Below are 26,943 nucleotides of genomic sequence, written 5' to 3'. Positions count from 1 at the left end.
GAATTCACCATGACTGCCAACCTTTCATTCACAACACCCCAGACGCTGGCCGAGCGCGCCCATAACATTCGCCGCCATGCCTTGCGCATGGGCCAGGTGCAAGGCCAGGGCTACGTCGGCCAGGCCCTCGGTGCGGCGGACCTGCTCGCGGTCGCCTACTTCCATGCGCTGAGCTATCGCCCCGAAGACCCGGCGTGGGAGCCGCGTGATCGTTTCTATCTGTCGATCGGTCACTATGCGATTGCGCTGTACGCGGCGCTGATCGAAGCCGAGATCATCCCGCTCGATGAGCTTGAAACCTACGGCTCGGATGACAGCCGATTGCCGATGTCGGGCATGGCCGCCTACACGCCGGGCATGGAAATCACCGGTGGCTCGCTGGGTCAGGGGCTGGGCATCGCGGTCGGCGCTTGCCTGGGCCTCAAGCGCAAGGGCTCGACATCGTTCGTCTACAACCTGCTGTCGGACGGCGAGTTGAACGAAGGCTCGACCTGGGAAGCCGTAATGTCGGCCTCGCACTGGAAGCTCGACAACCTGATCGCCATCGTCGACGTCAACAACCAGCAAGCAGACGGCCATTCCAGCGAGATCCTGTCGTTCGAACCCATCGTGGATCGCTGGAAAGCGTTTGGCTGGTTCACCCAGCGCGTCGACGGCAACGACCTGGACGCACTGGTCGAAGCCTTCGATGCCGCCCGCCACCACCCCGGCACTCAGCCACGGGTGATCATCTGCGACACCACCATGGGCAAAGGTGTGCCCTTCCTCGAAAACCGCGAAAAGACCCATTTCATCCGCGTGGACGAACACGAATGGGATCTGGCACTGACCACGCTTGAAGAAGGAAAAAACCAATGAGCAACGCCGCCAACACACCGACCTCGACTGGCGTACCTATCAAGAAGCGTCTGACCACCTCGGCGATGATTGCCTCGATTGCCTCTGAAGGCCAAGCCACCCGCTCAGCACCTTTCGGACATGCATTGGCTGCACTGGCGGATCAGCGTCCGGACATCGTCGGCCTCTCCGCTGACCTGTCCAAGTACACCGACCTGCACATTTTCGCCAAGGCCCACCCGGATCGCTTCTATCAGATGGGCATGGCCGAACAACTGTTGATGAGCGCTGCCGCAGGCATGGCCCGCGAAGGCTTCGTGCCGTTCGCGACCACGTATGCGGTGTTCGCCTCGCGTCGCGCCTATGACTTCATCTGCATGGCCATTGCCGAGGAAAACCTCAACGTCAAAATCGTTTGCGGATTGCCCGGCCTCACCACCGGCTACGGCCCCAGCCACCAGGCCACCGATGACCTGGCGATCTTCCGGGCGATGCCCAACCTGATGATCGTCGACCCTTGTGATGCACTGGAAATTGAACAGGCCGTGCCCGCCATTGCCGCGCATCAGGGGCCGGTCTACATGCGGCTGCTGCGCGGCAACGTGCCGCTGGTGCTGGATGAATACGGGTATCAATTCGAGATCGGCAAGGCCAAGACCCTGCGCACCGGTAACGATGTCCTGATCATCTCGACCGGTTTGATGACCATGCGCGCATTGGAGGCCGCCAAGGCGCTGCAGACCGATGGCGTCGATGTTGCGGTGCTGCATGTGCCGACGATCAAACCGCTGGATGAACAGACCATTCTCGCCGAGGCTCGCAAGTCTGGCCGGCTGGTGGTTACCGCAGAAAACAGCTCGATTATTGGCGGGCTCGGTGAAGCGGTTGCCGGGGTACTGCTGCGCAACGGAGTGACGCCGACATTCAGGCAGATCGCATTGCCCGACGCCTTCCTCGACGCCGGTGCACTGCCGACACTGCATGATCGCTACGGCATCTCCACCGAAGCCGTCCGTGCGCAAATCAAGTCCTGGCTTTGACCGTTGACTGATCGGGGCGCTTACGGATTAGCGCCCCGATGAGGTGTATTCCCCCTGGCCGATCCGCCTGGCATCTCGTCGAACCGCCTGCGGCGGAACGCCAAACCCTCGCATGAACACTTCGCGCATGTGGCGACGGTCTCGAAACCCCGTTTCCTTCGCCACGCGATCCAGGCTGTGACGACTTTGCTCGATCATCACGCGAGCGGCCTCCAGACGCAGGCTTTCAACAGCCTTGGCCGGTGACTGGCCTGTCTCGGCAGTAAATACCCGGGTGAATTGTCTTGGGCTCAAGTGCACGACGTCGGCAAGTTCCTCCACGCTTAGCGGGCGGTCCAGGTGCGTGCGCGCATACTCCAGCGCACTTTGAATACGGTCCGACTTTGGAGCAAGCGTAAGCAGTTCCGAATGCTGGGATTGCCCACCCGAACGCCGTTGATGCATGACCAGTTTGTGCGCCACCGACCGGGCCATGTCCGTGCCCAGATCCTTTTCCACCATGCCCAGCGCCATGTCCAGCGCGGCTGTCATTCCTGCCGACGTCCAGACGGGACCGTCGACGATGAAGATCCGGTCTTCCTCGACCTCGATTCTTGGATGCAGCTCACGGAGCTTGTTCGCATAGGCCCAGTGGGTGGTCGCCCTCCGATCGTCCAGAACCCCTGCCTGCGCCAGAACGAACGAGCCGGTGCACAGACCTGCTGTGCGTCGGGCTCCATCGACGAAGGCGCGCACGCTGGCCAGCACCTCTTCGCCTGGCGGGTTCAAGGGGGTCAGCGTACCGGTAATCATCCAGGTGTCGGCCAATCCCGGGGCGCCCAGAGGGAGCGTGTCGATGTACATGCCCAATGAAGAACGCACGGTTCCGCCGCCGATCGAGAAGTTCTGGACCTTGTAGATCTCTTCCCCCGCAACGATGTTGGCGAACTCGAATACAGCTTGGGTTGCCAGGGACATCACCTGAAAACCCTCGGTAATCAGATAGCCGACGCGATGCATGACTGAACTCCTTTTTGAATGTCCTTAAACACTACCATATACGTCGTTTAAGACATCAGTCCCCTCCTTCATCATGGCTCCACACACAACCCACGGAGCTTGATCATGACGCAACAATACAAAGGCACTGCGCTCATCACCGGCGCGTCCACCGGCATCGGCTCGATTTACGCCGAACACCTTGCCCGCCGGGGTTACGACCTGGTGCTGGTGGCGCGCAACCGCGAACGTCTGAACGCACTGGCCAGCCGCCTGACCAGCGAAACCCGGCAGAACATCGAAGTGTTGCAGGCCGATCTTGGCCGCCCCGAGGACCTCGCCAAGGTAGAACGCAAGTTGCGTGAGGACGCCAGCATCACTTTGCTGGTCAACAACGCCGGCATCGGCACCCATACCGGCCTGCTGGAGAGTGATGTCGAGCGGATGGCCGAGATGATCACGCTGAACGTCACCGCCCTCACCCGCCTGACCTACGCCGCGATTCCAGGTTTTGTCGCCCGTGAACAAGGCGCCGTGATCAATATCTCCTCGATCGTCAGCTTGGCGCCGGAGCTGCTCAACGGCGTGTACGGCGGCAGTAAGGCCTACGTCACCGCGTTCACCCAGTCCCTGCATAAGGAACTCTCGGATAAAGGCATCCGGATTCAGGCTGTCCTGCCCGGCGCAACCGCGACGGACTTCTGGCAAATCGGTGGATTGCCTGTCGAGCATCTGGATCCGGGCATCGTGATGTCGGCCCAGGACCTGGTCGCCGGAGCTCTGCAGGATTTCGACAACGGCGTACTGATCTCCATCCCCTCGATGCACGACCTGCAAGGTTACGAGCGTTACGAAGCCAGCCGCCAGGCCTTGTTCTCCGAGCTTTCGAGCAACCGGCTCGCGCCGCGCTACAACGCCAACTGATCGCTATCAAAAGGATATGAATCATGAAACTCAGCGCTAACACGATCTTCATCACCGGTGGCACCTCCGGCATTGGCCGCGCTTTGGCCGAGGCATTTCACCAGCGCGGCAATCAGGTCATCATCGCGGGCCGTCGCCAGGCCCTGCTGGATGAGATCGCCCGGGCCAATCCCGGTATCGACACGGTCCAGCTGGACATCAATGACCCGCAGCAAATCAAGGACGTCGCCCAGGAAGTCATACGCCGCCACCCCTCGCTGAACGTGATCATCAATAACGCCGGGATCATGCCGTTCGATAATCCAGCCTCGGGTGATTACGACGACGAACAGGCGGTGAGTCTTTTGCAAACCAACCTGCTCGGCCCGGTGCGTGTCAGCGCCGCATTCGTCGAGCACCTCAAGCGTCAACCCGAAGCCTTCATCATCAACAACAGCTCCGTGCTGGCCTATCTGCCACTGGCTGCGACAGCGTTGTACTCGGCGACGAAGGCGGCCATTCACTCCTACTCGCTGTCGCAACGCTTCACCCTGCGCGACACCCGCGTAAAAGTGCTGGAGATCGCGCCGCCATGGGTCGACACCGACCTGATTCACAAAAGCGGCGATGAACGCGCCATGCCGCTCGACGAATTCATTCGGGAAACCCTGGAAAAACTCGAAACGGCGACCACGGAAGTGTTGGTGGATCGGGTCGTCCCGTTGCGAGCCAACCAAGGCATTAATGAGCACGCTCTGATCAATCAGTTCAACCAGGCACTGGAGGAGAACCCGATTCCGGTCGCCTGAGTTGAAGCCATCTGTCGTCAAGGCTGCCAGCCCTCCCTGATGGAAGGCTGGCAGTTTTGTATTTTCCGCAAAATGCGGAAAGTCTTCCTGCGATCTGCTTCTGTCTGAAGAAGGTCGTCGCGCATAGCCTGTCACTGCCTTCTCGCGCTCACTGATTTATCGCGACTCGTGCTGGAAGGCTCCTCATATCACTGGCGCTCAAGGACTTGAACATGAACAGATTATTTAAAATCGCAGGCCTGGCCTTTGCGGTATCCGTAAGCGGCCTGGCCGTAGCGCAAAGTGATACGGGCAAAGGCGCCGGCATCGAACGTGTTTACGCGTTCAACGGGGCCATGCCGACAGGCGTGACGGTAACCGAAACCGGCCGGATCTTCGTGAACTTCCCCCGCTGGGGCGATGACGTGCCTTACACCGTTGCGGAAATTTCCAACGGTCAGCTTGTGCCCTACCCTGATCTGAAAACCAATGTCGCGGATCCGCAGAACCCGGCCAAGGGATTCATCAGCGTGCAAAGTGTGGTTGCCGACGGCAAAGGCCGCGTCTGGGTGCTCGACACGGCAGCGCCGAAGTTTTCCGCGCCTCAGGCGGGCGGAGCCAAGCTGGTGGCGATCGACCTGACCTCCAACAAGATCACAAAAACGATTGTGTTCCCTGACGACGTCATCCTGCCGACCACCTATGTCAATGACGTGCGCTTTGACTTCCGTACAGGCAAGGAAGGGACCGCCTACATTACCGACTCTTCGGTCAGTGGTCCTGGCGGCATCATCGTGGTCGATCTGGCGAGTGGCCAGGCAAGCCGCAAACTGACTGGCGCCCAATCCACCTCGGCCGACCCGTCCTTTATCCCGAAGGTTGAAGGCAAGCCCGCACTGGTGACGCGCGACGCTCAAGGCAAAACCGGCCTGTTGACGGTGGCGTCTGACGGTATTGCCCTGTCCAGTGACGGCAAGACGCTTTACTTCTGCCCGTTATCGAGCAGGCATCTGTACGCCGTGCCGACTGCCCTGCTGCGTGATCCGGGGGTGAGCGATGCCGAACTGGAAAAAGCCGTCGTCGACCTCGGTGAAAAAGGTGCTTCCGACGGTCTTGAAGCCGATGCCGACGGTGCCGTGTACGCCGGTGACTACGAGCACAACGCGATTCGCAAACGCCTGCCGGACGGTCGCTGGCAAACGCTGGTCGAAGACTCACGAGTGCTTTGGCCCGATACGTTGTCGATCGGCCCGGACGGCTATCTGTATTTCACCGCCAACCAGCTTCATCGCTCGGCAGGTTTTAATGACGGACAGGACAAACGCGTCAAACCGTACAGCCTGATGCGCGTCAAGATCGGCGCCAGGCCTGCAGCGACGTACTAAAGAAACGTCAGAGCAATGAGGTATGGCTCAAAGGCCTGAACCTGACGCGGCACCTGCAGCCTCGTCAGGTTCTCAATGAGCTACGTAACGTTCGAAGCGTTGCGCCAGGAAAGCCCTCAATGCCTGCACGGCAGGTGTGAGCGAGGTGCGATGGGGGCACACGAGCTGGAGCGGTGCCGGCTGTCCGACGTCTGCCGGGAAAAGCTCCACCAGTCGACCGCTGCGCAAGTCATCCAGCACATCGATTTTCGACCTGTAGACGATTCCGAAACCGGCAACCGCCCAGCGCCGGACGATATCGGCATCATCACTGACCCGGTCGCCCGTCACCTGAACGGTCCTGACACCGTCCGCCGAATGAAAGCTCCAGCGTTCGTAGGTCTGCTCCCCCATCACAAACCGAAGGCAGTTATGGTTGCCCAATTCTTCAGGTGTGGCTGGCCTGCCATGGCGAGCCAGATAGTCCGGCGAGGCGCAGACCGTTCTTCTGTTTGAGGGCGCCAGGGCCAGAGAGACGAGGCTGGAATCGGCCAGCAAACCATAGCGGATACTGGCATCCAGTTGTTCGCCAACCAGGTCGGCAATCTGATCGCTGACCCGTAACTGCAGCAGCACCTTCGGATGCAGTTGCTGAAACTCGTCGAGCCATCGCAACAGCACGTTTCGGCCGATATCCGACGGTATCGACAATCGAATCGTGCCGGCGATTTCATCGCGACCTTCACTCAGCGCGATCTCGCCATTTTCGAGCGCTTCGAGTGCCTGCCGGGCATGGGAAAGATAGCGTTCGCCATCGTCCGATAATCTCAAGCGCCGGGTCGAGCGAACGAACAACCGTGCTCCAAGACTGCCTTCAAGACGCTGAACCGCTCCGCTGGCCAAGGCTGGAGAAATGTCCAGCAGTCGGGCGGCGGCGGAGAAACTGCCGGCCGCAGCCGTGGTGACGAATACCTGAAGGTCATCTACGCGGACTATTTTCTTCACAATCACGAAATTCTGTAGGGTGCGGACGAAGTTTTTCAGCGTAATGGGAAAAATGATCATTGCCCAGCCGCGGCTCAGGCGCCGGCGCTGTTAGCCATTAGTCTAATCAGCCCAGGCACCGACGTAATCACTGCGCGAGCCATGCCTGTCACAAATCCCACTTCCCCTGACAGAAAAGCGACTTTCAACCGCATTTCAATATCGCTTGCAGCCTGACAGGCGCAAACCGTCCCCCGATCCGACGCTTCGCTGAGCAGCAAACTACACTTCATGCTGATTTAGTGATTTAACTAGGTAGTTACCTAACTATATAATGCTCGCCTCATTTCAACGGGACATTCAACGTGAAGCAGAGTCAACGCCTCTCGGGCATATCAACATTCATTCTGGTCGGGCTGGGCGTGATCATCGCCCTGCTCGGCCTGGCACTGGCTGCTGGCGGTGTGAAATTGGTCAGCCTGGGAGGCTCCTGGTACTTCCTGGTGGGTGGTCTGGTAATGGCCGTTTCCGGTCTGCTGATCGCGCGGCGCAAGCCTGCCGGGGCCTGGCTGTTCGCGGCGTTTCTGGTTGGGACCGCCATCTGGGCCGTGATCGACGCAGGGCTGGTGTTCTGGCCAGTGTTCTCGCGCCTGTTCATGTTCAGCGCCGTGGGTCTGGTGGTCGCACTGGTCTATCCGCTGCTCAAACGCGCCAATGGTGACGTTGCGGGTCGCGGTGCTTACGCCGTTGCGGCTGTTCTGGCGGTTGGACTGGCCGTGGCTGCCGGCAACATGTTCGTTGCGCACCCGACCGTCGCCCCTACCGGCACCGGTCCGGGCCTGACGCCGGTCGAGCCGGAAAAGGCGCAGAAAGACTGGGCGCACTACGGTAATACCGAAGGCGGCAGCCGCTTCGCCGCGCTTGACCAGATCAATCGCAGCAACGTCGACAAGCTGAAAGTCGCGTGGACCTACCACACCGGCGACATCGCCGAGAGCGATGGCAACGGTGCCGAAGACCAGCTGACTCCGCTGCAGATCGGCAATAAAGTCTTCATCTGCACCCCGCACAACAACCTGATCGCACTGGATGCCGACACCGGTAAAGAACTCTGGAAAAACGCGATCAACGCTCAGTCCAAAGTCTGGCAGCGTTGCCGTGGCATGGCGTATTTCGACGCCAGCGCCGCCGTCGCCAAACCGGCCAGCTCGCCAGTGACTGAAACTCCGACCGCTCCGGTCGCCAACTGCACGCGTCGCTTGCTGACCAACACCATCGACGCTCGCCTGATCGCGGTCGATGCCGACACCGGCGAGTTCTGCCGGGGTTTCGGCAACAATGGCCAGGTGGATCTGAAGGCCGGTCTGGGTGATGTGCCGGACAGCTACTATCAACTGTCCTCCGCGCCGCTGATGGCCGGCACCACCGTGGTGGTTGGCGGTCGTGTGGCTGACAACGTGCAGACCGACATGCCGGGCGGCGTGATCCGTGGTTTCGACGTCATGACCGGTGCCATGCGCTGGGCGTTCGACCCGGGCAACCCGCAGGATAAAAAGGCACCGGCCGATGGCCAAACCTATGTGCGCAGCACGCCGAACAGCTGGGCGCCGATGTCCTATGACCCGGCGACCAACACCGTATTCCTGCCGATGGGCAGTTCTTCCACCGACATCTATGGTGTCGAGCGCAGCAAACTCGATCACACCTACGGTGCCTCCGTCCTGGCGCTGGACGCCAACAGCGGCGAAGAAAAGTGGGTATTCCAGACCGTCCACAACGACCTCTGGGACTTCGACCTGCCGATGCAGCCAAGCCTGATCGACTTCACCAAGGACGGTAAAACCGTACCGGCGGTGGTCATCGGCACCAAGGCCGGGCAGATTTACGTGCTCGACCGCGCCACTGGCAAACCGTTGACCGACGTTAAAGAAGTGCCGGTCAAGGCCGCCAATATCCCCAACGAGCCGTACTCGCCGACCCAGCCGAAATCGGTGGGCATGCCGCAGATCGGTGCCCAGCACTTGACTGAATCGGACATGTGGGGCGCCACCCCGTACGACCAACTGCTGTGCCGGATCGATTTCAAGTCGATGCGTTACGACGGCTTGTACACCGCGCCTGGCACTGACAAATCCCTGAGCTTCCCGGGTTCGCTGGGCGGCATGAACTGGGGCAGCATCTCCACTGACCCGGTGCACGGTTTCATCTTCGTCAACGACATGCGCCTGGGCCTGTGGATTCAGATGATTCCGTCGCAGAACAAGGCTCAGGCCTCTTCCGGTGGCGAAGCGCTGAACACCGGCATGGGGGCCGTGCCGCTCAAGGGCACGCCTTACGCCGTGAATAAAAACCGCTTCCTGTCGGTTGCCGGCATTCCGTGCCAGGCCCCGCCGTTCGGTACGTTGACCGCCATCGACATGAAAACCCAGAAAGTCGCCTGGCAAGTGCCAGTCGGCACCGTTGAAGACACGGGCCCGCTGGGCATCCGCATGCACCTGCCAATCAAGATCGGTCTGCCAACCCTCGGCGGCACGCTGTCGACCCAGGGCGGCCTGATCTTCATCGCCGGCACCCAGGACTTCTACCTGCGCGCCTTCAACAGCGCCAATGGTGAAGAAATCTGGAAAGCGCGTCTGCCGGTCGGCAGCCAGGGTGGCCCGATGACCTATGTGTCGCCGAAAACCGGCAAGCAATACGTGGTCATCACCGCCGGTGGCGCTCGCCAGTCGACTGATCGCGGTGACTACGTAATGGCTTACGCCCTGCCGTAAACCGTCGCGTTCGCCTTCGTTTCACTTGTGCGCGGCACCTTCGGGTGCCGCGTTGTTTCATGTCCTTCGCTCTGGATTTGCGCAATGTCATTGGCTGTTCGCTTTTCTCACGCCGGGGTTTTCACCGGCATGCTGTTCGGTCTCACCTGCGGCGCTGCCCTGCCCGCCCTTGCCGATACCGATTCGAACGTATTTACCCGCAGCACCCTGACCGGCGACTGGGGCGGCCTGCGCCACCAGTTCGACGAAGACGGCATCAAGTTCACCGGTGATTACACCGGCGAAACCGCCTACAACGCCGACGGCGGCCTGCATCGCTCGGCGCGTTACTCGCAGAACATCAAGCTCGGCGCGCAGTTCGACCTGAGCAAACTGTACGGCGTGGACAACGCGGGCAAGATTCAGCTGACCATCAACGATCGACGCGGCAACAGTGCCTCCGAAGACCTGGTCGGCAACCGTCTGCCTATTCAGGAAAACTACGGCGGCCTCTACACCCGCCTGACCGAGCTGAGCTACGAGCACAGCCTGTTTAGCCCGGCGCTGAACGTCAAAATCGGCTACATGGCGATGGGCAACGACCTCGGTGGGCTGGACAGCGGCATTCTCTGCAACTTCATGAACGCCGGTTTCTGCGGCCATCCGCTGAACATGTCCGGTGGCAGTGGCTGGACCAACTACCCCAACGCCCACCTGGGTGTGCGGGTGAAATATGACCTCTCCCCGGCCTGGCAACTGCGCGTAGCCGCGTTCAATGTCGATCCGGAAAGCAACGGCAATTCCAGCCGTGCCTGGCACCTGGGCCCGAAACACACCACCGGCACCGTGGTGCCGATCGAACTGGTCTACAAGCAGGCCGGCAAACTGCCCGGCGAGTACAAGCTCGGGTATTATTACGACAGCTCCGACGTCAAACGCATCGGCAGTGACAAGGAAGTGTCCGGGCGCGGCGGCCATTACGTCCTGATCGACCAGGCCGTTTGGGCTTCGGACGTCTCTGAAGGTCGCAGCCTGCACGCTTTCGGCCAATACTCGGCGGCCAGCGAGGCAGCTTCGCCGTTCAGCAAGTGGTACGGCACCGGTCTGGTTCTGTACAAGCCTTTCGAAGGCCGCCCGCGTGACACCGTGGCGCTGGGCTACGGCCGCGCAGTGCCGAACCCGCGCAGCCGCGATGTGCTGCAGGACACCGCCATGGCCAATGGCGCTGCGTTCCCCAATCTGGACAGCGCCGAACAATTGATCGAACTCGGCTACGGCTACCAAGCCACTCCATGGCTGACGCTGCGCCCGAATGTGCAATACATCATCGAGCCGGGCGCGTTTTCCGGCCAGGACATCGACAATGCGTTGGTGTTTGGATTGCAGGTGAAAGCCGCGCTCTGACACCATCATTTGCCGACCACAAAAAAAGCACTCGAAGGTGCTTTTTTTGTGCGTGCCGCCAACCGAATCAACCCGCGAAGTTGGCCCGCGCTGCGTGCAGTTTCTTGTAGCTCTCGATCAGGCGCAGGTGCCGATCCAGCCCTTCCAGCTTCATGCTGGTCGGCGTCAGGCCGTAGAAGCGCACAGTGCCGTTGACCGAGCCGATCGCCGCATCCATGCGCTCGTCGCCGAACATGCGGCGGAAGTTGGCTTCGTAGTCTTCCAGCTGCAGATCCTCATCCAGCTCCATTTCCAGCACGACGTTGACCGCTTGATAGAACAAGCCACGCTCGACGGTGTTGTCGTTGTATTGCAGGAAGGCCTCGACCAGATCCTTAGCCTGCTCGAACTTCTGCAAGGCGAGGTAGATCAGCAGGCGCAGTTCGAGAATGGTCAACTTGCCCCATGGCGTGTTGTCGTCGAACTCAATGCCGATCAGCGTGGTGATGTCGGTGTAATCGTCCAGCTCGCTGTGTTCCAGACCTTTGGCGAGGTTGCGCAGGCCGACTTTGCTGAGGTTGTGCAGGTTGAGGATGTCCGCACGGAATTGCAGCGCTTTGTTGGTGTTGTCCCAGATCAGGTCTTCTACCGGATAGATCTCCGAATAGTCCGGCACCAGAATGCGGCAGGCCTTGGCGCCGATGTGCTCGTAGACCGCCATGTAGACTTCCTTGCCCATGTCTTCGAGGATGCCGAACAGCGTTGCGGCCTCTTCGGCGTTGGAGTTTTCGCCGTTGCCGGAGAAGTCCCACTCGACGAATTCGAAGTCGGCCTTGGCGCTGAAGAAACGCCACGACACTACGCCGCTGGAATCGATGAAGTGCTCCACAAAGTTGTTCGGCTCAGTCACGGCCTGGCCCGAGAAGGTCGGCTGCGGCAGATCGTTGAGGCCTTCAAAGCTGCGGCCCTGCAGCAACTCGGTGAGGCTGCGCTCCAGCGCCACTTCAAAGCTCGGGTGCGCGCCGAACGAGGCGAATACGCCGCCGGTGCGCGGGTTCATCAGTGTCACGCACATCACCGGAAACTCACCGCCCAGCGACGCGTCCTTGACCAGCACCGGGAAGCCCTGCTCTTCCAGCGCCTGGATGCCGGCGAGGATGCCCGGGTATTTCGCCAGCACCTCTTGCGGTACATCCGGCAGGGCCATTTCGCCCTCAAGGATTTCGCGCTTGACCGCCCGTTCGAAAATTTCCGACAGGCACTGCACCTGCGCTTCAGCCAGGGTGTTGCCGGCGCTCATGCCGTTGCTGAGAAACAGGTTTTCGATCAGGTTGGAGGGGAAGTACACCACTTCGCCGTCAGACTGACGCACGAACGGCAACGAGCAGATGCCGCGCTGGGTGTTGCCGGAGTTGGTGTCGTACAGGTGCGAGCCGCGCAGTTCGCCGTCGCGGTTGTAGATGCCCAGGCAATATTCATCGAGGATTTCCGCAGGCAACTCATCCTTGGCGCCGGGCTTGAACCAGCGCTCGTCCGGGTAATGCACGAACTCGGCATTGGCGATGTCTTCGCCCCAGAACTGATCGTTGTAGAAGAAGTTGCAGTTGAGCCGCTCGATGAACTCGCCCAGCGCCGAGGCCAGCGCGCCTTCTTTGGTCGCGCCCTTGCCATTGGTGAAGCACATTGGCGACTGCGCATCGCGGATGTGCAGCGACCAGACGTTGGGCACGATGTTGCGCCACGAAGCGATTTCGATCTTCATGCCCAGGTCGGCCAGAATCCCCGACATGTTGGCGATGGTCTGTTCCAGCGGCAGGTCCTTGCCGGCAATGCAGGTGCCCGCGCCTGAGGTGGACGCCGGCATCAGCAGGGCTTGGGCATCGGCGTCGAGGTTCTCGACTTCCTCGATTACGAACTCCGGCCCGGCCTGCACCACCTTCTTCACCGTGCAGCGGTCGATGGAGCGCAGGATGCCCTGGCGATCCTTCTCCGAGATGTCTGCCGGCAGCTCGACCTGGATCTTGAAGATCTGGTTGTAGCGGTTTTCCGGATCGACGATGTTGTTCTGCGACAGACGAATGTTTTCGGTCGGGATGTTGCGGGTGCTGCAGTACAACTTTACGAAGTAAGCCGCGCACAAGGCCGACGACGCCAGGAAATAGTCGAACGGACCCGGTGCAGAGCCATCGCCCTTATAACGGATCGGTTGGTCGGCCACCACCGTGAAGTCATCGAACTTGGCTTCGAGTCGGAGGTTGTCGAGAAAATTGACCTTGATTTCCATGCGGATTACCAGAATAGCGAGCTAAACAAATTGGCCGCCATTATCCGGCTTTTGAGCGTGAAGTCTTGTGCTTTGAGCAATCAATCCTGAGCCGGCCGGCGGAACATGACGCTTGTTCACACATTCAACTCAGCACATGCGCTCAATCGCCGGCAGCCGATCCGCGTGACCATGGCGTCACCTTCCGCCAATCCTGGTTGCTGACACATGATGGTTTTATCCAAGCCGCGCCTCGCGCTCGCCTTAATGATTGGCGGGCTCGCCGACACCGCGTGCGCCAGCGGATTTCTCGACGACGCCAAGACCGAAGTGCTCAGTCGCAATTTCTACTTGAGCAACGATTACCGCTCGCCCTCGCCTGCCGGAAAAAACTACAAACAGGAATGGGCTCAAGGGTTTATCGGCACTTTCGCATCCGGTTTCACTGAGGGAACCGTCGGGGTTGGTCTCGATGCCCACGCCTTTTATGGGCTGAAACTCGATGGCGGCAAGGGGCATTCCGGCACCGGACTTTTGCCGGTGGACAGTGATGGCCGTAGCGAAAGCGAATACTCCAGCGCCGGTGGTGCGCTGAAGTTGAAGACTTCGAAAACCACCCTCGCCTTCGGTGAAATGACCGTGGAAACGCCGGTGTTCGATACCTCGGACAAACGCTTGCAACCGGAATACGCCACGGGTTTTCTGCTCGACAGCCATGAGATCGATAACGCGCGCCTTGTCGCCGGGCGCTTCACGGCGTTCAAGAACCAGGACAGTTCTTCCGGCAAAGGCGACTTTCAGGGCTATGGCGCCAGCACCCAAGGCGAAAGCATCAGTTTTGTCGGCACCGAGCTGTTCAGCGACAGCCCGGTGGGCGGCGCGCTGTATGCGTCCGACCTGAGCGACACCTGGCGCCAGTACTACGCCAACCTGCATTTCAAGCAGTCCGGTCTGCTGCTCGATGCCAACGTCTATCACACCCGCGACACCGGGCAGGCACTGGCCGGCGACATCGACAACACCGCGTTCAGCCTTTCGGGCAAATACACCGTTGGCGCCCACGCGGTCATGCTCGGCTGGCAACGCATCAATGGCGACACGCCCTTCGATTTCGTTGGTGGCGACTCGATCTACCTGGCCAACTCGATCAAGTACGCCGACTTCAACGGTGCCCACGAGCGCTCCTGGCAAGCGCGTTACGACCTCGATCTCGGCGCCTTCGGCATTCCGGGGCTGAATTTCATGACCCGCTACGTTTCCGGCAGCCACATCGACGGCACCCACGCGCCCAAGGGCGGCGCCTATAACCCGTTCGACGCGGATTCCGGTGAATATCAGCCTCAGCAAGGGGACGGCGGCAAACACTGGGAACGCGACATCGATCTGCGTTACATCGTCCAGTCCGGCGCGGCCAAGGATCTGTCGGTGCAGCTGTCCCACGTGTCGCACCGGGCCAACAGCGCTCAGGCGGGCGATGACATCGACCGCATCTACGTGGTGATTCAGTACCCGTTGGGGTTTTGAGGGAATTGGCGGAAGGCAGCCGGAGTCGAACCTGCCCGGGAACGGATGCCGTCCCCAACCGGGTTTGAAGCCCGGCCGCGCCACCGGGCGCGATTGCCTTCCTTGAACTCAGTCCGCGCCGGGGTTGGCCAGCGCACTGTCGCAGCGGATTTGCCGGCCTTCGCCGACGCGCCGGGTCAGGCCCAGCCGATCGAAGTATTCGAGGATCTGAATACTGCGCTTGCGTCCCAAGCCTAGCGCATCGCGGAAGGCCGTGACTTCGATCTGCGGATTTTCTTCGGCCAGGCGCAACAGCACCGCCACCATTTGCCGCAGGGTGATGTCGGTGACAAACAGGTCGCGCACCACTTGATGCATCACGCCAAGGCGCGCCAGTTTGCGCAGCAGCAAACGCACGATCGCGTCGTCCTGACCGACGACTTTCGCCACGTCACGTACCCACGGTGGATCGAAGCCGGCCTGTTCAAACAACGGCTGCAACGCCTGCCACAGGGTTTCGTCGTCGGCGCTCAGGCGCACCTGATGGTCGGGCAAATGCAGCCACGGGCCGCTGGCGACCAGTGAGCCGGCGCCGAGCAACTCTTCCAGCAGGCTGATGAAGGTCGCGCGTTCGAGGCTCAAACTGCTGAAACGCCGCAGACGGTCGCGGTCCGGACCCATCTGATCGGGCTCCAGCTCATGAAAACGCGCCAGTTGCTCCAGCAGCCTGAACTTGAGCATGCCCCAGCGCTGCGCATTGAACAGCACCGGGCCCTGACGGGTTTCGATCAGGCGGATGTTGTCCGGCAGCGTCCAGCCGTCACGCGGACGATTGAACTGTCGCTCCAGGCGTTGCGGGTCGAGGCCGCTTGCGCTGTATTCCAGTAACGTCGGCAAGGCCTGTTCCAGTTCGGAGCTGATCGCCAGTGCCCGCAGTTGTGCCAGCCGTTCCGGGCTGCGCCGCTGGCGGGCCGGGGCGAAGGGATCAAGGACGCGCCCGCCGCCAAGGGTTCGCTGGGCGCTGGCATCACGCAGGATCAGCGGATCACCGTGGACGCCGTGCACCGGGACGTTCGTCAGCACTTGCGCAAACATGCGCTCGCCGGGCGCCAGGCTCGAACCTTCCAGCAAGGCGACTCGGGCGATCACGTCCTGAGTGCCGAGATGCAAGTGCACCGGCTGGAAATGCTCGAAAACCCGCTCGCCCGGCAATAACCGGAATTCGATGTCCAGCCGCTGGGTCGGTGCGTGCAGCCATTCAGCGAGCAACCATTGGCCGCGATGGATCTGCCCGAGTTCCAAGCGATCCGCGCTGATGTTCAGGGCCACGCGCTGGCCGGCGAAGGCTTGTTCGGCGGCCTGATTCTGCGCGTGCAGGCCCCTGACCCGCACGGTTTTGCCTGCCGGGCCGAGGCTGAGTTTGTCACCCACGGCGACCGAGCCCGAAAGCGCCGTCCCCGTCACCACAATACCGGCGCCGGCGACACTGAACGCCCGGTCGATGGCCAGGCGAAACCCGCCTTCGCGACTGCGCTCCTCTGCGTCTATCTCCAGCAACGCCTCGCGCAGCGCGTCGACGCCCTCGCCCGTCACGCTGGAAACCGTCAGCAACGGTGCTTCGGCATAGGGCCCGGGCGTCAGCAGGCTTTCAACCTGTCGGCGAACCTCTTCCACCCGGCCCGCCTCGACCCGATCACACTTGGTGATCGCCACCAGCGCCCGTGGAATGCCCAGCAGCTCGACAATCGCCAGATGCTCGCGGGTCTGCGGCATCACGCCGTCATCCGCCGCCACCACCAGCAACACCAGATCGATGCCTTGGGCTCCGGCCAGCATGTTGTGGGTGAATTTCTCGTGGCCCGGCACGTCGATGAAACCGGTCAGCCCGGCGCCGGGCGCCAGTTCTGCGTACAGATAACCGAGGTCGATGGTCATCCCGCGTTCGCGCTCCTGCGGGCGGCGGTCGCCGGTTTGCCCGGTCAGCGCTTCGAGCAGTGACGTCTTGCCGTGGTCGATGTGCCCCGCCGTGCCGACGATCACGTTTGCAACTGCCCGAGTTGTGCCTGCCACGCCGGTTCATCGTCGAGTTGCCGCAGATCCAGCCACAACGCGTCGTCATCGATGCGCCCGAGCACCGGGATCGGCAAGGCGCGCAACGCGGCTTCCAGATTCAGCAGGTAACGTCCGCGCAGGCGCTTCGACACCAGCGGTCGCAGGCACAGCGCCGCGCTTGGCAGGCGCGCCACCGGTTGGCTGCCGCTGCCGATCATGCCCAAAGCGGGTTGCGCCGTGACGGTCCAGCCCTCGCCCAGCAGTTGGGACAAGGCCGGTTGCAAGCGTGCGGCCTGGGCCAGAATCTCGGCTTGCGGGCGGGTCAGCAGGCGCAGGCTCGGCAAGCGCTCGGCCAGCCGATCCGGGTCGCGATAGAGCCCGAGTACTGCTTCGAGTGCGGCCAGGGTCAGTTTGTCGACCCGCAACGCGCGTTTCAGCGGGTTCTTCTTGATCTTCGCGATCAGGTCCTTGCGCCCGACGATCACCCCCGCCTGCGGGCCGCCGAGCAGTTTGTCGCCGCTAAAGGTGACGATGTCGGCGCCATCAAGCAACGCTTGACGCACCGTCGGTTCCGCCGGCAACCCCCAGCGGGTCAGGTCCAGCAGACTGCCGCTGCCAAGATCTTCCAGCAGCGGCAGGTCATGCCGATGGGCCAACACGGCCAGTTCGGAGGTTGGCACCCGGGCAGTGAAGCCTTCGATGCTGTAATTGCTCGCGTGCACGCGCATGATCAGGCCGCTGCGTGGGCCGATCGCCGCTTCGTAATCGCGGGCATGGGTGCGATTGGTGGTGCCGACCTCGTGCAGGCGCACGCCGGCGCGGCTCATGATGTCGGGGATGCGGAACGCACCGCCGATCTCGATCAGCTCGCCCCGGGAAATGATGCCTTCCTTGCGCGCGCCGAGGCTGTTGAGGGTCAGCAGCACGGCGGCGGCATTGTTGTTGACCACGGTCACGGCTTCGGCGCCAGTCAGTTCGCGGATCAGGCCTTCGATCAGGTCGTCGCGGTCACCGCGCTTGCCGCTGGCCAGATCGAATTCCAGATTCAACGGATAGCGCGCCGCGAGTTGCACCGCTTCAATGGCTTCTTCGGGCAACAAAGCGCGCCCGAGGTTGGTGTGCAGCACCGTGCCTGTCAGGTTGAACACACGGCGCACCTGGCTGCGCTGCTTCAGGGCCAGGCGTTCAGAAACCCTTCCGGCCAGCGCTTCAGGGCTGATTTCTACGGCGGTCAGTTGCCCTGCCACCACGGCGTCGCGCAAGTCATCCAGTAACTGGCGAAACCCCGTCACCAGGGCCTCGCGTCCGTAACGCTCGGCCAAGGGCTGGCACGCGGGGTGGCGTAACAGGCTGTCGAGGGAAGGCAAACGCAAGGCACAGACACTGACGGACATCAGGCACTCCGGAAAAAAGCCGATGCGCCTGAGTGTAGACCCTTGCCTCATTCGTCTCCTGGCGCCAACAGCAGATTCGGCGCCAGCCGCTGATAGCCATCCTGAGCCAGGCGCATGTCGAGCAACAGACTGCCCAGATCCGCCGACAGTGCCTCGCCCTCGCCATCGTTTTCCAGATACAGCAACTTCAGATAGCTGTTGCAGCCCGGACAGACTTCGGCGCGCAGCGGCGCCTGATTGGCGGCGTGACGGTCATCCTCAAGGCTCAGGTATTCCAAGCCTTTGCTCTGTTCGCAATACACGCACTTGACCCGTACCACATGCCATTCGCAGGCGCACAGCGAACACACCAGATAACGCAGGCCGTTGTGCTTGCCGCGATGGCGGATCACCCCGGCCATGGCCGGCGAGCCACAGGCCGGGCACTGGCTGAGGCTGTCGCCGGGTGTCAGTTGCAGGTTCGGTGCGCTGAGCAGCCAGTGACTCCACGCCGCTTGCAGCGCCGCCCCGAGAAACGGCACCAGCGCCGCCGGCACCAGCGAATACTGGCCGCTGACCAGCGCCACGGCCCAGGCGCGCAACTGGCCGGGGCTGGCGATGCGCAGCGTGGTCACGGCCTCGATCACGGCCGGTTGCTCGGGGGCGACATAACGCTGAAGCAAGGCCTCGAGATACAGCTGCCAAGTGTCCTCGCGAATCAAGGTGTCGGCGGCAAACGGCGGCATGCCGTGTTGCCGGCAGACTTCCAGCCGCTGTTCATCAAGCGGCGCGGTCGAGGGCGGATCATCGAGGATTTGCTGTTGGACACGGCACAAACCGGCGATCAAATGCAGGTAATCGGCCAGCGGATGTCCTTCGGCCAAACGTTCCAGACGCTGGGCTCGCAGCATGAACAGGTTGGGTGGCGGCAAATGCAGAAACGGCGGCGAACTGGCCGCCGCTTCGATTTCTCCGGGTTCGAGGATGGTTGGCAACTGTCAGCCCTTTTTCGTGACCGGTCGCTCCGGCGGATCCTGGCTTTCCACCTCGCGATACCAGAGTGCATGGTGTTTCCTGGCCCAGGCGCGGCTGACCCAGCCGTGCATCATTGCGTCCACCGAGCCCTTGATCCAGATCCCGGCATAGATGTGAACGATGATGCTCAGGATCAGCACAAACCCCGCCAGTGCGTGCAGCAGCATGGCCCAGCGAATCGTGGTGATGCCGAAGTAGTGACTGAAATACGCGCGCCAGATCACCAGCCCGGTGAACAGCAATCCGAGCATGCACAGCAGTAAAGTCCAGAACAGCAGCTTTTGCCCGGCGTTGTACTTGCCCACCGCCGGCACGGTTTCTTCATCGTTGACCATCACCCGGTCGATGCGCCGTAGCCATTTCCAGTCGTTGTCGATGAAGAAGTTCGAGCGCCAAAAGCGAAACACCAGGCCCAGGAAGAACACGAACATCAGCACGCCCATGAAGGGGTGCAGGATTCGCGTCCACGGCCCGCCGCCGAACAGGTTTGTCAGCCAGAACATCGACGGATGAAACAGCGCGAGCCCCGACAGCCCGGCCATGAAGAACAGAATCGCCACCAGCCAGTGATTGGTGCGCTGGTTGGCGGTGTAGCGCAGGATCGTCTTGTTGCTCATGGCCGGCCCTCCCCACGTGGGTCGAAGGTGTGCACCGCCGGATCGACGACGTGCACCGAGGTGTCGGGCGGATCGGGATGTTCATCTTCCTCGACCCGGTTCGGGCCGATCCGCACGTAATGGAAGAACCCGGCCAGCACCGCCGCGCCCATGGCCAGCAGACCCAACGGCTTGCTGATGCCTTTCCACAAACCCACCAGCGGACTGATCTCGGGGTTGTCCGGCAGGCCGGCGTAGATTTTCGGGGTGTCGGCGTGGTGCAGCACGTACATGACGTGGGTGCCGCCGACGCCTTGCGGGTCATACAGGCCGGCGTTGTCGAAGCCACGGCTTTTCAGGTCGACGATGCGTTCGGCGGCATGGGTTTTCATGTCGTCCTTGGTGCCGAACACGATGGCCCCGGTCGGGCAGGTTTTCACGCAGGCCGGCTCCAGCCCCACCGCCACACGGTCCGAACACAGCGTGCATTTGTAGGCCTTGTGATCCTTCTGCGAAATGCGCGGGATGTTGAACGGGCAACCGGTGATGCAATAACCGCAGCCGATGCAGTGATCCTGATCGAAATCGACGATGCCGTTGGCGTGCTTGATGATCGCGCCGGGGCTGGGGCACGCTGCCAGGCAACCGGGTTCGGCGCAGTGCATGCAGCCGTCCTTGCGGATCAGCCACTCGAGGTTACCGGCGTCGGTTTCATGCTCGGTGAAGCGCATCAGCGTCCATGAATCGGCGCTCAAATCCTGCGGGTTGTCGTAGGTGCCGTGGTTGTGGCCGACCTCGTCGCGCAGCTCGTTCCATTCCGAGCACGCGACCTGACAGGCCTTGCAGCCGATGCATTTGGTGGTGTCGATCAGCTTGGCCACCTGTTCCTGGCCGCGTATCGAAGGCGCCGGCGTGGTGGTGGCCGAGCGGGCAATGATGTCTTGGCTGGCCATCTAAAGATTCTCCATCAGAGCTTCTCCACGTTGACCAGGAATGACTTGGATTCCGGGGTCTGTGTATTGCCATCGCCGAGAAACGGCACGAGGGTGTTGGTCAGGTAACCGTGGCGTGTCAGGCCGGTGAAGCCCCAGTGCAGCGGAATGCCGATCTGGTGCACCACCTGGTTGTTGACCTGCAACGGCCGGATCCTTTTGGTCACCACCGCCACCGCTTCAATGAACCCGCGCTTGCTGCTCACGCGAACCCGATCCCCGGCGACGATGCCTTTCTCTTTGGCCAACACCTCGCCGATTTCCACGAATTGCTCGGGTTGAGCAATCGCGTTCAACTTGCAGTGCTTGCTCCAGAAGTGGAAATGCTCGGTCAGCCGGTAGCTGGTCGCTGCATACGGGTAATCCTTGGCCACGCCGAGGCTGTCCCACACCGAATCGAAGATCCGTGCCGCCGGGTTGCTGGTGGCTTTCTTGTTGTCCGGGTGCAGCGGGTTGATGCCGATCGGCGTTTCGAACGGCTCGTAATGCTCGGGAAATGGCCCTTCGTTCATCTTGTCGACGGCGAAGAACCGCGCCACGCCTTCGGGGTTCATGATGAACGGGTTCATCCCGGCTTCCGGCGGCACGTCGGCCTTGTAATCCGGCACATCGGTGCCGCCCCAGGCCTTGCCGTTCCACCAGACCAGGCGCTTTTTCGGATCCCACGGCTTGCCGGCGACGTCCGCCGAAGCGCGGTTATAGAGAATCCGCCGGTTGGCCGGCCAGGCCCACGCCCAGCCTTGATGCTGATGCATGCCGTAAGGGTCATTGTTGTCGCGGCGGGCCATCTGGTTGCCGGCTTCGGTCCAGCTGCCGCAGAAAATCCAGCAGCCGGACGCGGTGCTGCCGTCATCCTTGAGCTGGGCGAACCCGGCCAGTTGCGAATTGCCCTTGATTGCCGCACCCGTGGCGTCGGTGAAATCGGTGGTGGCGTAGCCGTTGACCTCTTTGGCGATCTCTTCCGGCGAGGGTTCTTCGGCGATCTTGTACGGCCACGATAGTTTCAGCAGTGGATCGGCGAATTTGCCGCCCTCCGCCTGATAACGCTCACGCAGGCGCAGGAACAGCGCGCTCATGATCTGCACGTCGGTGCGCGCCTCGCCCGGGCCGTCGGCACCTTTCCAGTGCCATTGCAGCCAGCGGCTGCTGTTGACCAGCGAGCCGTCCTCTTCGGCAAAGCACGTCGTTGGCAGGCGGATCACTTCGGTCTGGATGTCGGCGCTCTTCACATCGTTGAATGGCCCGACGTGTTCCCAGAACTGCGAGGTTTCGGTGGCCAGCGGGTCCATCACCACCAGCCATTTCAGTTTGGCCAGCGCCGCCATCACTCGGTTCTTGTCCGGCAACGCGGCGATCGGGTTGAAGCCCTGGCACATGTAGCCGTTGACCTTGCCCTGCCCCATCAGGTCGAACACCTTGAGGATGTCGTAGTTGGGGATGTCGAGTTTCGGCAGGTAGTGGTAGGCCCACTGGTTCTCGGCAGTGGCATTGGCGCCGTACCAGGCTTTCATCAGGCTGACGTGGAATTTGCTGTAGTTCTGCCAGTAGGACAATTGCCCCGGCCGCAGCGGGACTTGCGTGCGTTTATGGATGAAGGCCGCGTAATCCTGCTCGGCGTCGGTCGGCAAGGTCAGGTAACCCGGCAGCGCGTTGGACAGCAGACCAAGGTCGGTCAGGCCCTGGATGTTCGAGTGCCCGCGCAAAGCGTTGACCCCGCCGCCGGGCATGCCGACGTTGCCCAGCAACAGTTGTACCATCGCCGCGCTGCGGATGATCTGCGAGCCGATCGAGTGCTGGGTCCAGCCCAGTGCATAAAGAATCGTCATGGTCTTGCCCGGTGCCGAGCAAGTGGCGATTTCCTCCCAGATCTTTTTCATTGCATCGACCGGCATGCCGCAGATTTGGCTCGCCAGGTCGATGTTGTAGCGGCTGTAATGCTGCTTCATCAATTGGTAGACGCAGCGCGGGTCCTGCAGGGTCGGATCGACTCTGACGAAGCCGTCGTCACCCAGCTCGTAACCCCAGGTGGATTTGTCGGTGTAGCTGCGCTTGGCCGCGTCGTAACCGGTGAACAGCCCGTCCTCGAAGCCGAATCCGGCTCTGACGATGAACGATACGTCGGTGTAGTTGCGCACGTATTCGTGCTGGATCTTGTCCTCGGTCAGCAGGTAATTGATCAGCCCGCCCATGAACGCGATGTCGCTGCCGGTGCGAATCGGCGCGTAGTAGTCGGCCACGGATGCGGTCCGGGTAAACCTCGGATCGACCACAATCAGCCGCGCGGCGTTATGCGCCTTGGCTTCGGTCACCCATTTGAAGCCACAAGGGTGGGCTTCTGCTGCGTTGCCGCCCATCACCAGGATCAGATTCGCGTTGGCGATATCGGTCCAGGTGTTGGTCATGGCTCCACGGCCGTACGTCGGGGCAAGACTTGCCACCGTCGGGCCGTGTCAGACACGCGCCTGGTTATCGAACCCCAGCATGCCGAGACTGCGAACCACCTTGTGGGTGATGTAACCCGCTTCGTTGGACGCCGCCGACGCCGCGAGGAATCCGGTGGTCAGCCAGCGATTGACCGTTTGGCCCTGGGCGTTCTGCTCGACGAAATTGGCATCGCGGTCGGCCTTCATCAGGTCGGCGACGCGGTCGAGGGCTTCGTCCCAGGTGATCCGGGTCCATTCGCTGCTGCCGGGCTTGCGCACCTGCGGGTACTGCAAGCGGCCGGGGCTGTGAATGAAATCCAGCAGACCGGCGCCTTTCGGGCACAAAGTGCCGCGGTTGACCGGGTGGTCGGCGTCGCCCTCGATATGGATGATGTTTTGCGCAACGTTCTTCGCCGCATCGCCCTGGCTGTACATGATCAAGCCGCAACCGACCGAGCAATACGGGCAGGTGTTGCGGGTTTCATGGGTGTGGGCAAGCTTGAAGTGGCGCACCTGCTCGGCGAAGGCCTGCGTCGGGGCCATGCCCAACGCGCCCAGGCTAGAGCCTGCAAGGCCGATACCGGCGACCTTGAAGAACTGACGACGGCTGAGATCCATCGTGCACTCCTGATCAGGTGGAACCCGGTACTGGTGCCGGGTTTGTTCTGGACAATCACGGTTGCGGCACACGAGTGCCGACTTTTTCACTGTAGACAACGCTCCCGCTGCCTGTGTGAAAACCGACCGTCGGGCAAATATATGAATACTTGTGGGAGCTGGCTTGCCAGCTCCCACAGGTAATGTGGCTCCCGCAGTACTTGGGGTTTATCATCGCCGGCACGACCCATCTCCGCCTTCAGAGACCGCGCATGACTTTCGATTTTGATCAGGTATTCGACCGCCACGACACCGGCAGCACCAAGTGGAGCCGCTATCCGGCCGACGTGTTGCCGATGTGGGTCGCTGACATGGATTTCGCCGCCCCGCCGGTGGTCATCGAGGCGCTGCAACAACGTCTGCTGCACCCGTTGGTGGGCTACAGCGTGGCCCAGGACAACCTGCGCGAGGCCATCGTCGCCGACCTCTGGAACAAGTTCGCCTGGCGGGTCAAACCGCAGGAGCTGATCTTCCTGCCGGGCGTGGAGTCGGGTTTCAACATGGCGCTCAAGGCGCTGGTGCAACCGCAGCAGAACGTCGTGGTGCAAACCCCGAACTACCCGCCACTGCGCCATGCACCGGGCCATTGGGGCCTGAACAAAGTCGAACTGGAATTCAACGTCCAGGCCGACGGCAGCTACGCCACTCCACTGGACGCACTGCGTGAATCCCTGAACGGTGGCGGCGCCCTGCTTCTGAGCAACCCGCACAACCCGATCGGCAAGGTCTTTGGCCGTGAAGAACTGCAAGCCGTGGCAGACATCTGCGTGGCGCAGGACGCCTGGATCATCTCCGACGAGATCCACGCCGAGCTGTGCTACGACGGCCGCGTGCACATTCCGACCGCGTCCCTGAGCCCGGAAATATCCCGCCGCACCATCACCCTGATGTCGGCGAGCAAGGCCTACAACATCGCCGGCCTCAAGACGTCGTTCATGATCATCCAGGACGCGGCCCTGCGCGAGCGCGTCAACCATGCCCGCTGCGGCATGGTCGACAGCGTCAACCCGCTGGGCATGGAAGCCACCCGCGTGGCCTACAGCGAAGCCGGTCCGTGGCTTGAGGCGCTGAAGCAGTACCTGCAAGCCAACCGTGACTGGCTGGTGGACGCCGTGCGCAACCGCTTGCCCGGGGTGACCCTCAATGTGCCGCAAGGCACGTACCTGGCCTGGCTCGACTGCTCGGCGCTGGATCTGGACGACCCGCAGAAGTTCTTCCTGGACCACGCCCGGGTCGGCCTCAGCCCGGGGCTGGACTTTGGCGACCACAGCCAGCAATTCGTGCGCCTGAACTTCGGTTGCCCGCGTTCGATGCTGGAAGAAGGCATTGCCCGGATGGAGCGAGCCCTCAAGTCCCGGTAATCAAGTCAGGGTAAATCCAAGCGTCAATCCGATCGAACTCAGCGCAAGCGGGTCGGGTCAACCGGCCTACTTGCCATGAGACCCGGAGATTGACGATGACCGACTATCCAAAACCCCCGTTCCCGAAACAGGCGCAGCCGGTTCCCGGTTCACAGCGCAAGATGGAGCCGTATCCTGATTGCGGCGAACAGAGCTACACCGGCTCCGGTCGGCTGGCCGGCAAGATTGCCTTGATCACCGGTGCCGACAGTGGCATCGGTCGGGCGGTGGCGATCGCCTTTGCTCGCGAAGGTGCCGATGTAGCGGTCGCCTATTTAAATGAACACGAAGACGCCAAGGAAACCGCGCGCTGGGTCGAACAGGCCGGTCGCCAGTGCCTGTTGCTGCCCGGTGACATTGCGCAGAAAGCCCAGTGCCAGGCGTTGGTGGACCAAACCGTCGAGCGCTTCGGCCGCATCGACGTGCTGGTCAACAACGCCGCCTTCCAGATGACCCACGAAACCTTCGAGGAGATTCCCGACGACGAATGGGTGATGACCTTCGACGTCAACATCACCGCGATCTTCCGCCTGTGTCAGGCCGCCATCAAACACATGGGACCTGGCTCCTCCATCATCAACACCAGTTCGATCAACTCGGACATGCCCAAGCCCACCCTGCTCGCCTACGCCACCACCAAAGGCGCGATCGCCAATTTCACTGGCGGACTGGCGCAAATGCTCGGTCCGCGGGAAATTCGCGTGAATTGCGTGGCACCGGGGCCGATCTGGACGCCGCTGATCGTCTCGACCATGCCCGATGAGGAAGTGCAGCATTTTGGCGAGCAAACACCACTCGGGCGTCCCGGCCAGCCAGTGGAGGTTGCGCCGATCTACGTGCTGCTGGCATCGGATGAAGCCAGCTACATCACCGGCCAGCGCTACGGCGTGACCGGCGGCAAACCGATGCTCTGAACCGCTTGCCAGAAAAAGTGAACCGCTGGACACGGCGACCTCTCCATACCTTCATGGCCCGTTCGGGTTGCAAGAGATCAGGAGGTCGTCATGTCTGCGCCTATTATCAAACTCTTCACCCAGCCGAACTTTGCCTGGAACGACATCCGCCGCGAAGAAGAGGCCCACCCGCGTCATTACCTTGCTCACCTGCTGTTGCTGGCCCTCGTCCCGGCGGTGTGCCTGTTCATTGGCACCACGTATGTCGGCTGGAGCCTGGCAGTGGGTGAAACCGTGAGGCTCAGCAGTGCCAGCGCCTTGCAGCTGAGTGTCCTGCTCTATATCACCATCGTGGTCGGCGTGGCGATCATTGGCGGTTTCATCCGCTGGATGTCGCGTACCTTCGATGCCCGGCCGACACTCAACCAGTGCATCGGTTTCGCGGCGTACACCGTCACCCCGTTTTTCATCGCCGGTCTCGCCGGCCTGTATCCCAGCCGCTGGCTGGCGGTGCTGGTGCTCGGCGCTGCATCGATCTATTCGACATTCCTGTTGTTCGTCGGCCTGCCGACCTTCATGCACGAGCGCAAGGAACAGGGCCTGTTGTACTCGGCCAGTGTCTGGGGTGTGGCGCTGCTGGTGCTGGTGACGTTGTTGGTGTCGATGATCCTGCTGTGGTTCAACGTGCTGACGCCGGAATACCTGCGCACGACTGCAGGTTAGGCCGAT

Annotated in this window: 20 protein-coding genes and 1 tRNA gene; 11 read left to right on the top strand and 10 right to left on the bottom strand. The window is 61.7% G+C overall.

The features are described 5' to 3' along the window. Window positions 1-9: 9 nt before the first annotated feature. Window positions 10-858 carry a transketolase gene (locus tag PDR5_RS14630; protein ID WP_011334132.1) on the top strand — a complete coding sequence of 283 codons (849 nt, stop codon included), beginning with the start codon at window positions 10-12 and terminating at the stop codon, window positions 856-858. Next, on the top strand, window positions 855-1,877 hold the full coding sequence (locus PDR5_RS14625) for a transketolase family protein (protein WP_064596574.1): 1,023 nt from the start codon (window positions 855-857) through the stop codon (window positions 1,875-1,877). Before PDR5_RS14630 ends, PDR5_RS14625 begins: the two co-directional genes overlap by 4 nt. A 27-nt stretch (window positions 1,878-1,904) precedes the next feature. Here the strand turns inward: PDR5_RS14625 and PDR5_RS14620 are convergent, their stop codons facing one another. Further along, complete coding sequence (locus tag PDR5_RS14620) at window positions 1,905-2,876, bottom strand: GlxA family transcriptional regulator (RefSeq protein ID WP_064596572.1); 972 nt, start codon at window positions 2,874-2,876, stop codon at window positions 1,905-1,907. Window positions 2,877-2,981: 105 nt separating this feature from the next. Here PDR5_RS14620 and PDR5_RS14615 point away from each other — a divergent pair, with 105 nt between their 5' ends. From PDR5_RS14615 to PDR5_RS14605, 3 genes are all read left to right on the top strand, one after another. Next, a complete protein-coding gene (locus tag PDR5_RS14615) occupies window positions 2,982-3,779 on the top strand; it encodes an SDR family NAD(P)-dependent oxidoreductase (protein ID WP_064381600.1) in 798 nt (265 codons plus the stop codon). A gap of 23 nt (window positions 3,780-3,802) precedes the next feature. Beyond that, window positions 3,803-4,567 (top strand): SDR family oxidoreductase, encoded by a 765-nt coding sequence (locus PDR5_RS14610; protein WP_011334128.1) that lies wholly within the window; start codon window positions 3,803-3,805, stop codon window positions 4,565-4,567. 212 nt (window positions 4,568-4,779) lie between these two features. Then, window positions 4,780-5,931 carry an L-dopachrome tautomerase-related protein gene (locus PDR5_RS14605; RefSeq protein WP_156669337.1) on the top strand — a complete coding sequence of 384 codons (1,152 nt, stop codon included), beginning with the start codon at window positions 4,780-4,782 and terminating at the stop codon, window positions 5,929-5,931. 72 nt (window positions 5,932-6,003) lie between these two features. On the opposite strand, the gene PDR5_RS14600 is transcribed toward PDR5_RS14605, so the two are convergent. After that, window positions 6,004-6,975, bottom strand: coding sequence for a LysR family transcriptional regulator (locus PDR5_RS14600; protein ID WP_172829483.1), 972 nt, complete (start codon window positions 6,973-6,975; stop codon window positions 6,004-6,006). Window positions 6,976-7,259: 284 nt separating this feature from the next. Between PDR5_RS14600 and PDR5_RS14595 the strand changes: the two genes are divergently transcribed. Both PDR5_RS14595 and PDR5_RS14590 read left to right on the top strand, forming a co-directional pair. Then, the gene (locus PDR5_RS14595) at window positions 7,260-9,665 is read left to right on the top strand and encodes a glucose/quinate/shikimate family membrane-bound PQQ-dependent dehydrogenase (RefSeq protein WP_064596570.1); all 2,406 of its coding nucleotides are present in this window, start codon (window positions 7,260-7,262) and stop codon (window positions 9,663-9,665) included. Window positions 9,666-9,749: 84 nt separating this feature from the next. After that, complete coding sequence (locus PDR5_RS14590; RefSeq protein WP_064596568.1) at window positions 9,750-11,048, top strand: carbohydrate porin; 1,299 nt, start codon at window positions 9,750-9,752, stop codon at window positions 11,046-11,048. Window positions 11,049-11,115: 67 nt separating this feature from the next. On the opposite strand, the gene PDR5_RS14585 is transcribed toward PDR5_RS14590, so the two are convergent. Then, a complete protein-coding gene (locus PDR5_RS14585) occupies window positions 11,116-13,311 on the bottom strand; it encodes an OsmC domain/YcaO domain-containing protein (protein ID WP_064596566.1) in 2,196 nt (731 codons plus the stop codon). Window positions 13,312-13,518: 207 nt separating this feature from the next. Between PDR5_RS14585 and PDR5_RS14580 the strand changes: the two genes are divergently transcribed. Then, window positions 13,519-14,814 (top strand): OprD family porin, encoded by a 1,296-nt coding sequence (locus tag PDR5_RS14580; protein ID WP_064596564.1) that lies wholly within the window; start codon window positions 13,519-13,521, stop codon window positions 14,812-14,814. A 6-nt stretch (window positions 14,815-14,820) separates the two neighbouring features. On the opposite strand, the gene PDR5_RS14575 is transcribed toward PDR5_RS14580, so the two are convergent. The 7 genes from PDR5_RS14575 to fdnG form a co-directional block, all read right to left on the bottom strand. Beyond that, window positions 14,821-14,916: transfer RNA gene (locus PDR5_RS14575), tRNA-Sec, on the bottom strand. A gap of 6 nt (window positions 14,917-14,922) precedes the next feature. Further along, a complete protein-coding gene (gene selB, locus PDR5_RS14570) occupies window positions 14,923-16,833 on the bottom strand; it encodes a selenocysteine-specific translation elongation factor (RefSeq protein WP_064596562.1) in 1,911 nt (636 codons plus the stop codon). Further along, window positions 16,830-18,239, bottom strand: coding sequence for an L-seryl-tRNA(Sec) selenium transferase (gene selA, locus PDR5_RS14565; protein ID WP_064596560.1), 1,410 nt, complete (start codon window positions 18,237-18,239; stop codon window positions 16,830-16,832). Before selA ends, selB begins: the two co-directional genes overlap by 4 nt. A 47-nt stretch (window positions 18,240-18,286) precedes the next feature. After that, window positions 18,287-19,213, bottom strand: a complete 927-nt coding sequence (gene fdhE, locus PDR5_RS14560) for a formate dehydrogenase accessory protein FdhE (RefSeq protein ID WP_064596558.1) — start codon at window positions 19,211-19,213, stop codon at window positions 18,287-18,289. Between the two features lie 3 nt (window positions 19,214-19,216). Beyond that, window positions 19,217-19,870, bottom strand: a complete 654-nt coding sequence (locus PDR5_RS14555) for a formate dehydrogenase subunit gamma (protein ID WP_011334113.1) — start codon at window positions 19,868-19,870, stop codon at window positions 19,217-19,219. Next, complete coding sequence (gene fdxH, locus PDR5_RS14550) at window positions 19,867-20,802, bottom strand: formate dehydrogenase subunit beta (RefSeq protein ID WP_011334112.1); 936 nt, start codon at window positions 20,800-20,802, stop codon at window positions 19,867-19,869. Before fdxH ends, PDR5_RS14555 begins: the two co-directional genes overlap by 4 nt. Before the next feature lie 14 nt (window positions 20,803-20,816). Continuing rightward, entirely contained in the window at window positions 20,817-23,882 is a 3,066-nt protein-coding gene (fdnG, locus tag PDR5_RS14545; RefSeq protein ID WP_156669336.1) for a formate dehydrogenase-N subunit alpha, read from the bottom strand. Window positions 23,883-24,133: 251 nt separating this feature from the next. Between fdnG and PDR5_RS14535 the strand changes: the two genes are divergently transcribed. From PDR5_RS14535 to PDR5_RS14525, 3 genes are all read left to right on the top strand, one after another. After that, the gene (locus tag PDR5_RS14535) at window positions 24,134-25,282 is read left to right on the top strand and encodes a MalY/PatB family protein (RefSeq protein ID WP_064596554.1); all 1,149 of its coding nucleotides are present in this window, start codon (window positions 24,134-24,136) and stop codon (window positions 25,280-25,282) included. Between the two features lie 95 nt (window positions 25,283-25,377). Further along, a complete protein-coding gene (locus PDR5_RS14530; protein WP_039768357.1) occupies window positions 25,378-26,235 on the top strand; it encodes an SDR family oxidoreductase in 858 nt (285 codons plus the stop codon). A 90-nt stretch (window positions 26,236-26,325) separates the two neighbouring features. Continuing rightward, window positions 26,326-26,937, top strand: a complete 612-nt coding sequence (locus tag PDR5_RS14525) for a Yip1 family protein (protein ID WP_064596552.1) — start codon at window positions 26,326-26,328, stop codon at window positions 26,935-26,937. The last annotated feature ends 6 nt before the right edge of the window (window positions 26,938-26,943 follow it).

Origin of the sequence: Pseudomonas sp. DR 5-09 (genome assembly GCF_001655595.1) — a bacterium.
Classification (GTDB): Bacteria; Pseudomonadota; Gammaproteobacteria; order Pseudomonadales; family Pseudomonadaceae; genus Aquipseudomonas; species Aquipseudomonas pharyngis.
This window is presented reverse-complemented; position numbering and strand designations above follow the sequence as displayed.

What these genes read in the sequence shown, in the direction of transcription:
- PDR5_RS14530 (WP_039768357.1), top strand. Translation starts at nt 25,378, where the DNA reads ATGACCGACTATCCAAAACCCCCGTTCCCGAAACAGGCGCAGCCGGTT.
- PDR5_RS14535 (WP_064596554.1), top strand. Translation starts at nt 24,134, where the DNA reads ATGACTTTCGATTTTGATCAGGTATTCGACCGCCACGACACCGGCAGC.
- PDR5_RS14620 (WP_064596572.1), bottom strand. Translation starts at nt 2,876, where the DNA reads ATGCATCGCGTCGGCTATCTGATTACCGAGGGTTTTCAGGTGATGTCC.
- selA (WP_064596560.1), bottom strand. Translation starts at nt 18,239, where the DNA reads ATGTCCGTCAGTGTCTGTGCCTTGCGTTTGCCTTCCCTCGACAGCCTG.
- PDR5_RS14605 (WP_156669337.1), top strand. Translation starts at nt 4,780, where the DNA reads ATGAACAGATTATTTAAAATCGCAGGCCTGGCCTTTGCGGTATCCGTA.
- PDR5_RS14630 (WP_011334132.1), top strand. Translation starts at nt 10, where the DNA reads ATGACTGCCAACCTTTCATTCACAACACCCCAGACGCTGGCCGAGCGC.
- PDR5_RS14610 (WP_011334128.1), top strand. Translation starts at nt 3,803, where the DNA reads ATGAAACTCAGCGCTAACACGATCTTCATCACCGGTGGCACCTCCGGC.
- PDR5_RS14525 (WP_064596552.1), top strand. Translation starts at nt 26,326, where the DNA reads ATGTCTGCGCCTATTATCAAACTCTTCACCCAGCCGAACTTTGCCTGG.
- PDR5_RS14625 (WP_064596574.1), top strand. Translation starts at nt 855, where the DNA reads ATGAGCAACGCCGCCAACACACCGACCTCGACTGGCGTACCTATCAAG.
- PDR5_RS14585 (WP_064596566.1), bottom strand. Translation starts at nt 13,311, where the DNA reads ATGGAAATCAAGGTCAATTTTCTCGACAACCTCCGACTCGAAGCCAAG.
- PDR5_RS14590 (WP_064596568.1), top strand. Translation starts at nt 9,750, where the DNA reads ATGTCATTGGCTGTTCGCTTTTCTCACGCCGGGGTTTTCACCGGCATG.
- PDR5_RS14555 (WP_011334113.1), bottom strand. Translation starts at nt 19,870, where the DNA reads ATGAGCAACAAGACGATCCTGCGCTACACCGCCAACCAGCGCACCAAT.
- PDR5_RS14600 (WP_172829483.1), bottom strand. Translation starts at nt 6,975, where the DNA reads ATGATCATTTTTCCCATTACGCTGAAAAACTTCGTCCGCACCCTACAG.
- PDR5_RS14580 (WP_064596564.1), top strand. Translation starts at nt 13,519, where the DNA reads ATGATGGTTTTATCCAAGCCGCGCCTCGCGCTCGCCTTAATGATTGGC.
- PDR5_RS14615 (WP_064381600.1), top strand. Translation starts at nt 2,982, where the DNA reads ATGACGCAACAATACAAAGGCACTGCGCTCATCACCGGCGCGTCCACC.
- fdxH (WP_011334112.1), bottom strand. Translation starts at nt 20,802, where the DNA reads ATGGCCAGCCAAGACATCATTGCCCGCTCGGCCACCACCACGCCGGCG.